At 44.7% G+C, this 13,467-nt stretch carries 16 protein-coding genes and 1 pseudogene; 3 read left to right on the top strand and 14 right to left on the bottom strand.

Going from position 1 to position 13,467, the window contains the following annotated elements; genetic code table 11:
- A partial coding sequence (locus tag C7B77_RS10905) for an alpha/beta fold hydrolase (protein WP_146138264.1) occupies positions 1-589 on the bottom strand: 589 nt, incomplete at its 3' end.
- 136 nt (positions 590-725) lie between these two features.
- Here C7B77_RS10905 and clpS point away from each other — a divergent pair.
- The 3 genes from clpS (at position 726) to C7B77_RS10885 (ending at position 1,800) form a co-directional block, all read left to right on the top strand.
- Positions 726-1,007 carry an ATP-dependent Clp protease adapter ClpS gene (gene clpS, locus C7B77_RS10900; RefSeq protein WP_106304050.1) on the top strand — a complete coding sequence of 94 codons (282 nt, stop codon included), beginning with the start codon at positions 726-728 and terminating at the stop codon, positions 1,005-1,007.
- A gap of 139 nt (positions 1,008-1,146) precedes the next feature.
- Positions 1,147-1,449, top strand: a complete 303-nt coding sequence (locus C7B77_RS10890; protein WP_106304044.1) for a DUF433 domain-containing protein — start codon at positions 1,147-1,149, stop codon at positions 1,447-1,449.
- Complete coding sequence (locus C7B77_RS10885; RefSeq protein ID WP_106304041.1) at positions 1,450-1,800, top strand: DUF5615 family PIN-like protein; 351 nt, start codon at positions 1,450-1,452, stop codon at positions 1,798-1,800.
- A 108-nt stretch (positions 1,801-1,908) separates the two neighbouring features.
- On the opposite strand, the gene C7B77_RS10880 is transcribed toward C7B77_RS10885, so the two are convergent.
- The 13 genes and pseudogenes from C7B77_RS10880 to C7B77_RS10815 all read right to left on the bottom strand — a co-directional run.
- On the bottom strand, positions 1,909-3,207 hold the full coding sequence (locus C7B77_RS10880; RefSeq protein ID WP_106304038.1) for a HEAT repeat domain-containing protein: 1,299 nt from the start codon (positions 3,205-3,207) through the stop codon (positions 1,909-1,911).
- 180 nt (positions 3,208-3,387) lie between these two features.
- Positions 3,388-4,338 carry a F0F1 ATP synthase subunit gamma gene (locus tag C7B77_RS10875; protein WP_106304035.1) on the bottom strand — a complete coding sequence of 317 codons (951 nt, stop codon included), beginning with the start codon at positions 4,336-4,338 and terminating at the stop codon, positions 3,388-3,390.
- A 158-nt stretch (positions 4,339-4,496) separates the two neighbouring features.
- Complete coding sequence (gene atpA, locus C7B77_RS10870; protein WP_106304032.1) at positions 4,497-6,017, bottom strand: F0F1 ATP synthase subunit alpha; 1,521 nt, start codon at positions 6,015-6,017, stop codon at positions 4,497-4,499.
- A gap of 223 nt (positions 6,018-6,240) precedes the next feature.
- Positions 6,241-6,789, bottom strand: a complete 549-nt coding sequence (atpH, locus tag C7B77_RS10865) for an ATP synthase F1 subunit delta (protein ID WP_106304029.1) — start codon at positions 6,787-6,789, stop codon at positions 6,241-6,243.
- Entirely contained in the window at positions 6,789-7,316 is a 528-nt protein-coding gene (locus C7B77_RS10860) for a F0F1 ATP synthase subunit B (RefSeq protein WP_181243808.1), read from the bottom strand. The genes atpH and C7B77_RS10860 overlap by 1 nt, the downstream gene beginning before the upstream one ends.
- A 122-nt stretch (positions 7,317-7,438) precedes the next feature.
- Complete coding sequence (locus C7B77_RS10855; protein ID WP_425430822.1) at positions 7,439-7,933, bottom strand: F0F1 ATP synthase subunit B'; 495 nt, start codon at positions 7,931-7,933, stop codon at positions 7,439-7,441.
- Positions 7,934-8,138: 205 nt separating this feature from the next.
- Positions 8,139-8,384 (bottom strand): ATP synthase F0 subunit C, encoded by a 246-nt coding sequence (gene atpE, locus C7B77_RS10845; RefSeq protein WP_106304023.1) that lies wholly within the window; start codon positions 8,382-8,384, stop codon positions 8,139-8,141.
- 137 nt (positions 8,385-8,521) lie between these two features.
- Positions 8,522-9,280, bottom strand: coding sequence for a F0F1 ATP synthase subunit A (gene atpB, locus C7B77_RS10840; RefSeq protein ID WP_106304020.1), 759 nt, complete (start codon positions 9,278-9,280; stop codon positions 8,522-8,524).
- Between the two features lie 64 nt (positions 9,281-9,344).
- Positions 9,345-9,797, bottom strand: coding sequence for an ATP synthase subunit I (locus C7B77_RS10835; RefSeq protein WP_106304017.1), 453 nt, complete (start codon positions 9,795-9,797; stop codon positions 9,345-9,347).
- A gap of 82 nt (positions 9,798-9,879) precedes the next feature.
- Complete coding sequence (locus C7B77_RS10830) at positions 9,880-10,863, bottom strand: NAD-dependent epimerase/dehydratase family protein (protein WP_106304056.1); 984 nt, start codon at positions 10,861-10,863, stop codon at positions 9,880-9,882.
- A 58-nt stretch (positions 10,864-10,921) separates the two neighbouring features.
- Positions 10,922-11,254, bottom strand: a complete 333-nt coding sequence (locus C7B77_RS10825; protein WP_181243807.1) for an ADP-ribosylation/crystallin J1 — start codon at positions 11,252-11,254, stop codon at positions 10,922-10,924.
- Between the two features lie 81 nt (positions 11,255-11,335).
- Positions 11,336-12,886, bottom strand: a complete 1,551-nt coding sequence (gene guaA, locus C7B77_RS10820; protein WP_106304053.1) for a glutamine-hydrolyzing GMP synthase — start codon at positions 12,884-12,886, stop codon at positions 11,336-11,338.
- 221 nt (positions 12,887-13,107) lie between these two features.
- Positions 13,108-13,467, bottom strand: a pseudogene (locus C7B77_RS10815) (cobalt-precorrin-5B (C(1))-methyltransferase); the annotation flags it as partial.

The following is a 13,467-nucleotide window of genomic DNA, read 5'->3' as shown; positions in this document are numbered from 1 at the left end:
CCGCAGTTTGGTCTACATAAACCTTCTTAAGCGTGTTGCGGATAAATGACTTACGTTGGACGAATTTATATAATAATGAATTACCGATCGGGTGACGCAAAAAGCCTGTCAGTAGATTATTAATCGCTTTTTGAAATAGATTTGGTTCTTTGGGATGAGTGCTATCGGTAAATGGGCCAGCACTATTAAGCAAAATCAGCCCAGCAACGGATTCGGGATATTCAGCAGCGACACATAACGCTGCATATCCACCCAGAGAATTACCTGCCATGACGACAGGCTGACCGATAACTTCGGTGATAAAGTCGTGCAATTGCGCCCGCCACAAGTCGGCACTATACGTCCAAGCTGGCTTCGCCGCACGCCCAAAACCCAATAAATCGATCGACCATACCTGGAATTCTTGACTGAGTTCGGAGATGTTCTTGCGCCAATGATCTGTCGATGCGCCAAAGCCATGAATCAAGAGCAACGGGGGTCGGTGAGATTTGGCTTCACCCGCGCACACGTAATAAATCTGTTCGCCTCGCCAGTGCCAATATTGACCGGGAAGCGGTTGGGTGGAAATTAGCGGCGTAGTGGTAGTCATGGAGTGAATTGAGTGTGGAGATAATCGATCGCACTATTCACTATGTTAGACATTTCCCCTAGCGCAAGCAAACCAGCCTCTGGTTGCGGCATAATAGAGAAAGTTGTCTAGTTCTAATCAAAGAGGAAATTAAAGCGTGTCTGTTGAAACTATCGAACAGCGTTCGACATCTCGGAAGCTCGCGCCCAACTACCGCGTGCTGCTTCATAACGATGATTTTAATAGCATGGAACATGTCGTTCAGGTATTGATGACTAATATTCCCCACATGTCTGAAACTAAGGCTATCAGTGTGATGATGGAAGCACATCAGAACGAAATGGCTTTGGTAATCGTCTGCAATCAAGAACATGCCGAACATTACTGCGATGTCCTCAAAAGTAACGGTCTAACTAGTACGATCGAGCCTGCCGAGTAATTATCGATCGGCGACGATCGATCGTAGTTATTATTTTTAATCGATCGAGATTGATGCTCTGAATTATTAGTTTATCTAAAGCTTCAATCTCGCCATCTAATTTATCTGAAGTTTTAGAGCGATCGAGAAAGGAGAATTTATGATTACTAAAGAACTTCGCCAAGAACTTTTGACATTATCGCCAGAAGAAAAAACTGAGATTATTCAGCTCTTAGATGGAATTAATAAAACTCCCGAAGTTGTAGGCGGTGCTGCTAGAATTAGAAATACGCGAATCCCAGTTTGGAGCTTATTACAATCTCGCCAAATGGGAGCTAACGATTTAGAAATATTAGAAGCATATCCCGGACTAACACAAACCGATCTAAATAATGCTTGGTTTTATGCTGAAACTTTTCCTGCTGAAATCGATCTAGCAATTGCCGATAATCAGGCAGACTAGATGGTTAGACTATATGCAGATGAAAATTTTGAGCTTCCAGTCGTAGAAAAACTCAGAGAGAAAGGATATGACATTCTAACCGTGCAAGAAGCTGGCAACGCAAATCAGGGAATTCCTGATGAGGAAGTATTAGAATTTGCAATAGCCGAAAATAGGGCAGTCATAACTCTGAATTATAATGATTTTAAAAATTTGCATAGACGAGATTGTAATCATCGCGGTATAGTAATTTGTACTAGCACCAGACGTAAAGACGATCGCGATAACTTTGCCGAGAGAATCGATCTAGCATTAAGAGACAAAGATTCTTTAGCAGGCGAGCTAATTCGTGTAAATCTTCCCAGTAAGTAGTAAAAAATATCGAAGTATACATAGCATAGGCAGATTGCTTGCTCTGCTTGACTTAGGTTGGTGGGCATTGCCCACCCTACTTTTTAGCTACTATATACTTCAATCGCCCTAACATAGCCAATTGTGTTTTCGGAGAATTTTTAATCCCGCAGCAATTGTTCTCGATTTAGGTGCTCTACGATCTTGCTTAATTTCCAATTCCCAACAACAATGTAATGCATAAGCTTCTTCGGGTGATAGCTCGGTTGTAGTTTCTGAAAACAAAGCAAAAGTTATCGATCCTACCATCCCCAGCCCAGTGATGTTTTGCTGATAATAAGCGTACTTAAATAACCAAACGGTTCTTTTGTCATCTGTAGGCGGCCAATAAATAGTTCGAGTATCGAACAGTTCTAATAGATCGGGTGCTCGACCGAATTCCTGTGGATGAGCTAACCAGCTAGACATTTCAATCTGGGCTTGAAAAGTAAGGTCGTTTCGATCTTCTACTATTCCAAATTCTTGTAAGTAGCTTTGAGCTTCTCGTGCATATTTAGGATCTTTGGCAAATTCTTGTAATTGTCTAATTCCGGATGGATCGTCTAACTTTGCTAGCACCCAGGCAACTTCAATCTTCACAATTGGAGAAGAATGCTTTCGAGCAATTTCTAATAGTTCTGTTTGCCAATCGAGATCGATCGAAGGAATAGCTACTGTTGCACTTTTGGCATAACTAAAATTTTCTGGATCGGGATCTTCAATCCATTTACTCAAACTAGCTACGCCAGCAGAACAATTAAAAGGATGATTCTTTAAAACCCCTGATGTAGCTAAATGATTAGAAAAATCTAGATAAGTAATTCCCATGAAGTTTTGTGGGAGAGGATCTCGTAGTAGATCGACAATATCCCAGGAAACTTTTTTATGCTTTTCTATTTGACTATTAATAGTATCTGTATAGATTTGAAATACCACTTGCCATAGAAAATCGTCATTAAATCGATCGTCAGTTGCTAGCTGGGCGATAAATTTAGGATTGCGGGGATGATTGAAAAGTGCTAAAACTTTACATGCAAAAGGTAACCCTTCATCTACTATCTGTCGATCGATTAGAGCTTCACAGGCATCAGCTAAGCTATTGACTGTGTGGTAAACTTCGTTATAAGTATCGCCATCTGAGTTGGTGAGATTATCAAAATCCATCCCTTGTAATAACCCTGCCAAAAGATAGAGTGGTGATGATGAATAGTCTACTACTATATATTGAGATGATTGAATCTTCTGGACTAAATGCTTCAAAGCTTGAAGCAATGCCTGCACTTCTTCAAGAGTTCTAATTGTGTCGTCTTCAATCGTTCTCAGTAATTGGCTGAGATCTTTATTTTTGCTAACCCATGAGAGCAAAATATTTTTAATTTTAGATGTCATAAATTACGAACCAGCTAAATATATTTTCTGTATTATTGCATAGAGTTCAAACTATTCAGGTAGGTACTCTATCACATCGGGGTTTCAGATGATACTAAATTTGAAATCGATCGAATCCAAACACAAAAAAGGTGCCTGAAACTAATTTCATACACCTTTTTTAATATTACTAAACCAAATCTAGCCTTGGAGTGCTTCAGCACCGCCGACGACTTCTAGAATTTCTTGGGTAATTGCGGCTTGACGGGCTTTGTTATAGCTGAGTGTCAACGAACCGATCAATTGTTTGGCGTTGTCGCTAGCGTTGTTCATTGCTGTCATCCGAGCTGCAAGTTCGCTGGCGGCGGATTCTTGGAGAGCGCGGAGGAGTTGATTGTTTAGATACAGGGGTAAGAGTGCATCCAGGATTTGATTGGGATCTTGTTCAAAGATCGTATCGCTGGGTAATGGTTGCACGGAGGTGTCGATTTTTTCGCGCTCGACGCTGAAAGTACCACCGCGAGTAGTCAGGCGGAAAACTTCATCGTCTGGTACTTCTAAACCTTGGGGAGTTAGGGGAAGTAAGGTTTGAACTACGGGGCGAGACGAAATCAATGAAACGAACTTGGTATAAACTAGCTCAACTCTGTCTACGTTTTCGGAGAGGAACAGCGAGAGCAATTCGTCCGCGATTTTACCTGCTTCAGCAGCAGTAGGGATTTGTTCTAAACCAGTGTAGTTAGCACTGATAGGTTGATTGCGACGTTGGAAATACTGAGTAGCTTTGCGTCCGACGGTGACAAATTTATAGTCTAAACCTTGCGATTTAAGTTCTTTAGCGCGCAGTTCGGCTTTTTTGATAATGGAGCTATTATAACCGCCACACAAGCCACGATCGCCTGTTACGACTAAGATGCCAACGCATTTTGCTTCGCGTTGTTGCAAGAAAGGTGAAGTCGCATCGGCGAATGTCAAGCGATTTTTGAGGCTATATAAAACCTGTGCCAATCTGTCGGCAAAAGGACGAGTGGCGATTACTTGCTGTTGCGCGCGACGTACTTTAGCTGCTGCGACGAGGCGCATGGCTTCAGTAATTTTTTTAGTATTTTTAACTGATTGAATTCGATCGCGAATCAGTTTTAAGTTAGCCATATTTATTAATTAGTAATTCTTAATTAGTAATTCTTAATTGCTAGATGTTCGCGCAATTAAATGATGTAGGGGTATCCTTTATTGGTACCCGTAGATGTAAGGGTACCAATAAAGGATACCCCTACGGTTCTACTTTGATTCGGTTATCCCGATCGATTCTAAGCTGCGGCTAAGAAGGATTTTTTGCACTCAGTTAATGCCGCTTTGAGCAGATTTTCTGCTTCATCAGTCAACTGCATTTTGTTGTCTTTGATGGTTTGAGCGTACTCAGGTTTGCTGTTTTTCAGGTAGTCTTTGAGTGCGGTAGTAAAACCGACAACTTTATCGACGGCGATATCGTCGAGGTAGCCGTTAAGACCTGCATATACGACTGCAACTTGTTCTGCTACAGATAGTGGCGAGTACTGAGGCTGTTTGAGAATTTCGCGTAACCGCGCGCCGCGAGCGAGTTGGTTTTGAGTCGCTTGGTCGAGGTCGGATGCGAATTGAGCGAAGGCTTGGAGGTCGTCAAACTGTGCGAGTTCGAGTTTGAGTTTACCTGCAACCTTTTTCATCGCTTTAGTCTGTGCGGCGGAACCTACGCGGGATACCGAAATACCTGCGTTGATTGCTGGGCGCAAACCGGAGTTGAAGAGGTCGGCGGAGAGGAAGATTTGACCGTCGGTAATCGAAATTACGTTGGTAGGAATGTATGCAGATACGTCACTCGCTTGAGTTTCGATGATCGGTAGAGCTGTCATGCTACCACCACCTAGTTCGTCGCTGAGTTTAGCAGCGCGCTCTAATAAGCGAGAGTGAATGTAGAATACGTCGCCGGGGTAAGCTTCGCGTCCGGGTGGGCGACGGAGTAAGAGGGACATCTGACGGTATGCTTGAGCTTGTTTGGACAAGTCATCATAGATAATCAGGGTCGCTTTACCTTGGTACATGAAGTACTCAGCGATCGCAGCACCAGTGTAAGGTGCAAAGTACTGAAGGGTAGCAGGATCGTTAGCATTTGCCGCGACAACGACAGTGTAAGCCATCGCGCCAGCTTCTTCGAGGACGTTAACGATGTTAGCAACGGTGGAAGCTTTTTGACCGATCGCGACGTAAACGCAAATTACATCTTCGGATTTCTGGTTGACGATCGTATCGACAGCGATGGTGGTTTTACCAGTCTGTCTGTCACCGATGATCAGCTCCCGTTGTCCGCGTCCGACGGGAATCATTGCGTCGATTGCGGTAATCCCAGTTTGCATGGGTTCGTACACCGAACGGCGTTCGATAATCCCAGGAGCCATGAATTCAATCAGGCGGGTGGTGGAAGTGGCGATATCGCCTTTACCATCGATGGGACGAGCTAATGCGTCAACTACGCGACCGACGATACCATCGCCGACGGGAATTTGAGCGATTTTACCAGTTGCTTTAACAGCACTACCTTCTTGGATGTCGCGACCATTGCTCATCAATACCACACCGACGTTATCGGCTTCAAGGTTGAGAGCTAGACCTACGCTGGCATCTTCAAATTCAACGAGTTCCCCAGACATGACTTTATCCAAGCCATAAACGCGAGCGATACCATCGCCGACTTGAAGTACTGTACCGACGTTGGATGATTTAACGTCTTGAGTATATTGTTCGATTTGCTGGCGAATAATGCTACTAATTTCGTCAGGTCTGATACTAATCATAATTATCTATTTACTGATTACTGATGTAAGTTTTTGACTATCGCAATCCCAAACCTTTCCAAGATTGCTAGTACTTTTATGACTGATATTTTTTCTACCGCAGAGACGCAAAGAGCGCAGAGGGAAGAAAGAGGAAGAGTAAGATTAAGATATAAGAGTTTAGCTATTAGTTATTCACTATTCACTATTCACTATTCACTATTCACTATCCACTATCCACTAATTAAGCAATGCTCAGACCTAAGCGGCGAATTTCAGCGCGTAAGCTGGAGTCGATGACTTGAGAACCGACTTTAATAATGACTCCACCGATAATCTCTGGATCGACTTTGGTGGCGATTTCAACACTACTAGAGCCAGTCATGCCTTGGACGCGATCGCGGATCGATTGAGTCTGGGCGTCAGTTAGCGCAATCGCACTAGTGACTTCTGCCAAGACAATTCCTTTGAGGTCGCGAATCATGGCTTGATAACGCTTGCAAATTCCGGCCAAGTAGCCAATTCTCCGGCGATCGACTAGAATCGACAAGAAGTTGGACATAAATGGATGAACTTTATCGCCGACGATGTTAGTTAAAATTGCTTTTTTATCGGCAATTTTGACGATCGGATTTGCTAAAATTTGAGTCAATTCTGGCGATTCATCTAGCAGACCTAAGAGATCGGCACAATTGCTCGCAAATTCATCGACGAGGTTTTGCGACTGAGCCAAAGACATCAGCGCATCTGCGTAAGGGGTCAGAACGACACTACCGATAGCACTATCTTTCATTAGTTACCTCCTACCAGCGCGATACTCCGATCGACTAACTGCGCTTGGGCGGAGTCGTTCAAGAGGTTTTTGAGTTGAGCTTCTGCCCGTTCCATAGCCAGTTTAGTCACCCGCGCGCGGAGTTCGGCGATGGCTTTATCTTGCTCGGTATTGGTATCGGCTGCTGCGAGTTCTTTCATCCGCTCGATATCGGCTGCGGTTTTGGCCGCGATTTCAGCTTTGGCATTTGCCGCACTGGTAATTGCCGTTTGGCGAATTTGTTCGGCTTCGGCTTGCGCTTGGGCCAGATTTTTTTTAGCTATTTCCAGAGCGGATGCAGCTTGTTTTTGACGAGCTTCGGTATCTTGAATTGCGTTCTCGATCGTGGCTCGACGTTCGGTGAGAATATTAGTCAAGACTTTGCGTCCGAAGACGATGACAAAGCCTAAAACTAGAGTGAGGTTAAATAAGTTGGTTTCGATTAAATCTAAATTTAAGCCAACCCCACCCGTACCTGCATTGGCGAGGAATAAGAAATTTCCCATCATATATATGTTCTAGAACTGCTGTCATTACGATCGATTAGCTCGATTATTAGTTATCGGCTATTTAGTTAGCAATTATTTGTTAACTGTTCGCTGTTAACTGTTTTAATCTGGGTAGCAGGTGATTATTTAACTAGCTCGGCTCCCAACAATTTGGTCAGGATCTGATGGCTGAGGGCTTCTACTTGTGGCTCTAATGCCGCAAATGCAGCTTGCTTTTGCTTATCGATTTCCTGTTGGGCTTGTTCCCGTTGGGCTTGAGCCGCTTGTTGAGTTTCAGCGAGTTGTCCGGCAGCAATTTGTTGAGCTTCAGCTTTAGCTGTGGCAATGACTGCTTGGGCTTCCCGTCTGGTGGTTGCGAGTTCTGCTTCGTACTTTTTAGTGAGTTCTTCTGCTTCGGCTAGTCTGGCTTTAGCATTGCCCAAACCACCGCGAATGTACTCATCTCGATCGTCTAATACTTTACCAAGGGGAGTGTAAAACAGCTTGTTGAGGATGGCTACCAAAATGACAAATTGAATTGCCATCAGCGGTAACGTGGCATCAAAGTCAAACAGTTTACCCTTTTCTGCTTCTTCTACTGCGGCGGTTGCCAACAGTAGTGTCCATTGTGGAATCATGTTCTATGCTTTCCTAGAATTTTGGGTCTGGCAGAAATCGACAGCAGAAAAATTAGAATTAGGGGTTGTCAAGCTAGGTTTGCACAAATATTTTCAAGCCAGAAACTTATCTGGTGGGCAATGCCCACCCTACAATTTCTACCAACTCCCAACTCCCAACTCCCAACTGCTACTGGCCGTTTCTGCCAATTGGTTGACGTTAAGATTATGCGAAAGGGTTAGCAAATAACAGAATCAGTGCCACAACTAGACCATAAATCGTCAAAGATTCCATGAACGCCAAGGAGAGCAGCAGGGTACCGCGAATTTTGCCTTCAGCTTCGGGTTGACGTGCGATACCTTCAACAGCGGAACCAGCAGCGGAACCTTGACCGATACCAGGGCCGATTGCAGCCAAACCAACAGCGAGAGCAGCAGCGATAACAGAAGCAGCAGCAACAGTAGGATTCATGATGTATTTACCTTAAAAAAATGGTTGAGAATATTAATCGATTTAGCTAATAGCATTCGCTATTAACTGAGGGTGGTCAGTATTGACTGCCATCCCAAATTTACCCTCGGATGAGGGAAGGGATCCGAAAGAAAAAACTAGTGTTCTTCTTCGTGTTCGCCGTGACCTTCGATCGCTTCGCCGATGTATACAGCAGCTAGTGTAGCAAATACCAGTGCTTGAATCGCACTTGTAAATAACCCTAATAGCATAACTGGCATTGGGATAATAAACGGAACTAGTAATACTAGTACACCGACAACTAATTCATCTGCAAGGATGTTTCCGAATAAACGGAAGCTTAGGGACAGCGGTTTAGTGAAGTCTTCGAGGATGTTAATCGGTAAAAGGATTGGTGTCGGTTGAACGTATTTCGCCAGGTATCCCAAACCGCGTTTGCGGAAACCTGCATAAAAATAAGCCAAGGACGTGAGCAATGCCAATGCTACCGTGGTGTTGATGTCGTTCGTTGGTGCGGCTAGTTCGCCCGATGGCAGGTGAATCAGCTTCCACGGGAGTAATGCTCCAGACCAATTGGATACAAAGATGAATAAAAATAGGGTGCCGATGAATGGAACCCAAGGACGATATTCCTTTTCGCCAATTTGGTTTTTGGTTAAGTCCCGGATAAATTCCAGGGCATACTCCATCAGGTTTTGAATCCCGCGTGGAATGCGTTGAACATTCCGTGTCGCGGCAATTGATGCAATCAGCAGCAACCCGATGACAAACCAAGAAGTGAGGAACACCTGACCGTGGAGTTGGAGGTTCCCTAGTCGCCAATACAAGTGATGACCGACATCCAATGCCGCTAAGGGCAGGGAATTTATGATGTTTAAACCATCTAACATGTGCATCTAGGAAGCGTTGTCTCGCGATCGTGTACCAAAATTGCAGTTATTGCAATTGGCGGTCGATACTCTAGCTTGGTTTATTATCCAGCCAGATTGTCCGTAAGATGTAGATGAGTAATGCCACTTTGTAGGTTAAAAAGCCTAAAAAGACAGGCAGAATCTGCAATTGGTGCCATTTTGCCGCCACTAACATCAAGCCCACAAATAGAGCCATCCGATTGAGACTGAGCTTACTGGTTTCATTACCAATGCGGTCTACATCTTTTGCCAGCAGTCTCAAGTACACTACTCCTGCGACTGCACCCAAAAGGTAATTGAGGGCGACCCTCAATTCATAGACGAATGCTACCGTGACAAATGCCACCGCAGTAATTGCTAGAGTTATCAGATACAACTCTCGTTTGAGTTGCTGATACTCACCCATCGAGTCTTCTGAAGATTGAGTTACACTCGCTTGCGCGGGTGTAGTTTCCTTACCGACTAATTCTGTCGGTTGAGGTGTTTCATCAGTAGAGTTCACAGTAGTTTGGTGTTATTCGATCCCGATCGACCATCATCGATTGTATCACCGAGAGGTAACAATACTTAAAAAAAATTTATCACTATTTTGAGCGGCTACCACTGACAAGACCCCGAGTCCGAAAGATGTCGGCGATCGTCGGCGCGTAAGTAGGTAGTCCGAAGGTAGCTGGACTGACGGGACGCGCGTGGCTAAAGTGGCGGTTATTCAGACAGAACCTGTCCCATTCGGCCATCTGGATCTTAAATACTTTAATAAAAAAGTTGGCGATCGCGATCGAGAGCGGAATTTGGAAGGGGCTGCGTTTGCCAAAGTAGGCGCAAATTTGCTTGATGCCGTCAGCGGCAGGTACTAATTTATTGCCCAAAACGATGCGGCGATCGAATTTATCGGCAATTTCGGGATGCGCGATTAAGTGTCTGACAACTTCGGCGATATCTTTGCCGTGGATGAAATGGAAGCTGCCATCAGCACTAAACCATTGCAATATACCAGCATATTTGGCGATATCTGTCAATCCAGCGGAGAGGAAAGAATATGGTTTGGTTTCGTCGCCGCCAAAGACGAGGGTCGGGAAAACTGTAGTAACTTTTGAAGCGATGTGCTGCGCGCTATCGGGAGCATTTTTCTCTTGGGTTAATTTGTCCAAGCACTGATATTTGGACATAATATAATCCGTCCCGATTTTACCTGCTTCGGGTAGCAATTGGTCTTGGCGATCGAGGACGCTTTCGGTGGAGAAATAGATAACCTGCTGACATACTTGCGGGTCGAGCAAATCGAATAAGATATGCGTTTTAGTATAGTTAATATCAAAAGCTTCTTGTCCGCCCCAGCCCGCTGCTGTCAGGACGGCAACCTCGATCGTTTTGAGCAAATCGGCTTGTTTTTCAATTTCCATCATGTCGGCTGTAACGACATGAATCCCCGGACGAGCATCGATATCTACTTGTAATTTGGCCGGGTTGCGGACGAATAAAAACAGTTCGTGGTCGGTATTTTGGATCAGGGTTTCGCTGATATAATGACCGACACAACCGCTAGCACCAGTTACAAGAATACGCATTGAATTAATTGATAATTGATAATTGATAATTAGCAACAGTATACAGCAATGGTAATAACTATTTCGACACCTGAATTGTGGTTGGCATGTTGGTATCGGGATCTACTTCTATCGTAGAACTATTGCCATAATAAGCAGCGACAATTTTTATTTCACCCAGGATATGCCGATTGAATTCTGCTAAGTCTTCAGCAGGTATCCACAATTCTTGGTGGACTTGAGAGCTACCGACAATTTGAACTTCAAATTTAGAAATATATGCGTCATCGATATCAAACTGAGTCACAAAGCCAGCGAAGCCGGAATTAGGATCGGTGGTATTCCAATCTCTCGCGATTTGAATCCCATAATCTAGATTTAATACCGGATAGAAAATCGGCTGAGATGGCAATCGCGGTGGAAATGCTAAAAACTGATTAATAAAAAAGGCGGTTATGAACCACCTTTTTTATCGACTCAATTTACTACAACATTATTCCCATTCGATCGTACCGGGTGGCTTGGAAGTGATGTCATAAACCACGCGGTTGACACCTTTGACTTCATTGACGATCCGGTTGGAAACAATCTCTAAAAATTCATAAGGTACCTTCGACCAATCGGCAGTCATGCCATCTTCACTAGATACACAACGTAAAACGATCGGGTGTGCATAAGTGCGTTGGTCGCCCATCACACCGACGCTATTAACATCGGCGAGTAGCACCGCAAATGCTTGCCAGAGTTTATGATAAAGTCCTTGTTTATTAACTTCCTGACGAACGATTAGATCGGCATCGCGGAGGATATTCAGTCGCTCGGCGGTGACTTCACCGATGATCCGAATTGCTAAACCAGGGCCGGGAAAAGGTTGCCGTTGGACGATTTCTTCTGGCAATCCGATCGAACGTCCGACTTTACGCACTTCATCTTTAAATAATTTGCGTAAGGGTTCGACGAGTTTAAATTGCAAGTCTTTGGGTAAGCCGCCAACGTTGTGATGGCTTTTGATTTTGACCGCAACGCGTTCGCCAGTTTGCGGATCGACATTGGTATCTGCCGATTCAATTACGTCGGGATATAATGTGCCCTGTGCGAGATAATCAAATGGCCCTAACCGTTTTGATTCTGACTCGAATACGCGGATAAATTCAGTACCGATGCGTTTGCGTTTGGTTTCTGGATCGGTGACGCCTGCGATCGCATTAATGAACCGTTCGCGTGCCATTACATATTCAACTTTGATATGAAATTGGTCTTTGAATAGGGCAACTAATCGTTCTGGTTCGAGCTTGCGCATGAACCCTTGATCGATGAACATACAAGTCAATTGGTCGCCGATCGCGCGGTGCAATAAGAATGCTAAAGTCGAAGAATCGACCCCGCCGGATAGTGCTAGCAAAACTTTTTTGTCGCCCACCCGCGCGCGAATATTGCGGATGGCTTCTTCGACAAATGCTTCCGTCGTCCAAGTTGGTTGACAAGCGCAAATATGATAGACAAAATTGCGAATCAGCGCGAGTCCGCCCACTGAATGCACTACTTCGGGGTGAAATTGGACGCCATATAATTTGCGCTGATGGTCGGCGATCGCCGCGCAGGGTGTATTCTCAGTATGTGCCAACAACTGGAATCCAGTCGGGAGGCGTTCGCAGGAGTCGCCATGACTCATCCACATTGTCGAACCTTCCTCGACATTAGTCAGCAGATCGATCGGATCGTCAATCAGGATTTCGGCTTTGCCATATTCGGCTTTTTTAGCTTTGACGACTTCACCGCCAAGCTGCTGCACCATGAGCTGCATTCCATAGCACACACCCAAGACGGGAATGCCCAGATTCCAGATTTCGGGGTCGCATTGGGGCGCGCGATCGTCATAAACCGAGTTTGGCCCCCCAGAGAGAATGATTCCCTTGGGATTTAGTAGTTTTAGTTGCTCGGCGGTAGTACGATAAGAAATAACTTCAGAATAAACTTGCGTTTCGCGAATTCTGCGGGCAATGAGTTCGGAATACTGGGAGCCGAAGTCCAGAATGACGACCATTTGATGATTTAAGTTTACGCCTTCTAAGGGATTAGGTGTAAGCTGAAGATCTGTTGAACTAGTTTCGGTTTCTGTTGTCACTGCGGACTCCGTGGGATTTGATACGTGTAGACGACTGGAGCTACGACCGTCTGGATTTGAGATGACTGACTCTTTGCTTTGAAGAGTGCGATCGAGCGAGATTTATAGTAAGTAGTAAAAAAATTTATATTCGATTAAATTTAGCACAATTGGGTCAAAAATGTTCTGCCAGTTGCGCTAGTGGCGATAACTCGTCGCTGTCGATCGAATACTACCGAACCGACACTTACAGATTGCTGACTTTGGCTATAAATATATGTCTGCGATCGATTATCGATCCGCTCGGTGAGATACCCATAGATCCGAGTTACCCACTCACTGCCATCGGCTGTATCGATCTCGCACAGATATTTGAGCACATCTTCTGCTGTCTCACAGTCGAATAATCTTGACAATTGCGCTGGGGGTAAACCCATCCGTGTTGCTGCGGCGACTAAAATCTCCAATCGCCCATCGGCTAAATGGTGATGGGTATGAAAAATCCCCCCCGCCAACTTGAT

Origin of the sequence: Chamaesiphon polymorphus CCALA 037 (genome assembly GCF_003003845.1) — a bacterium.
Taxonomy (GTDB): Bacteria; Cyanobacteriota; Cyanobacteriia; order Cyanobacteriales; family Chamaesiphonaceae; genus Chamaesiphon; species Chamaesiphon polymorphus.
This window is presented reverse-complemented; position numbering and strand designations above follow the sequence as displayed.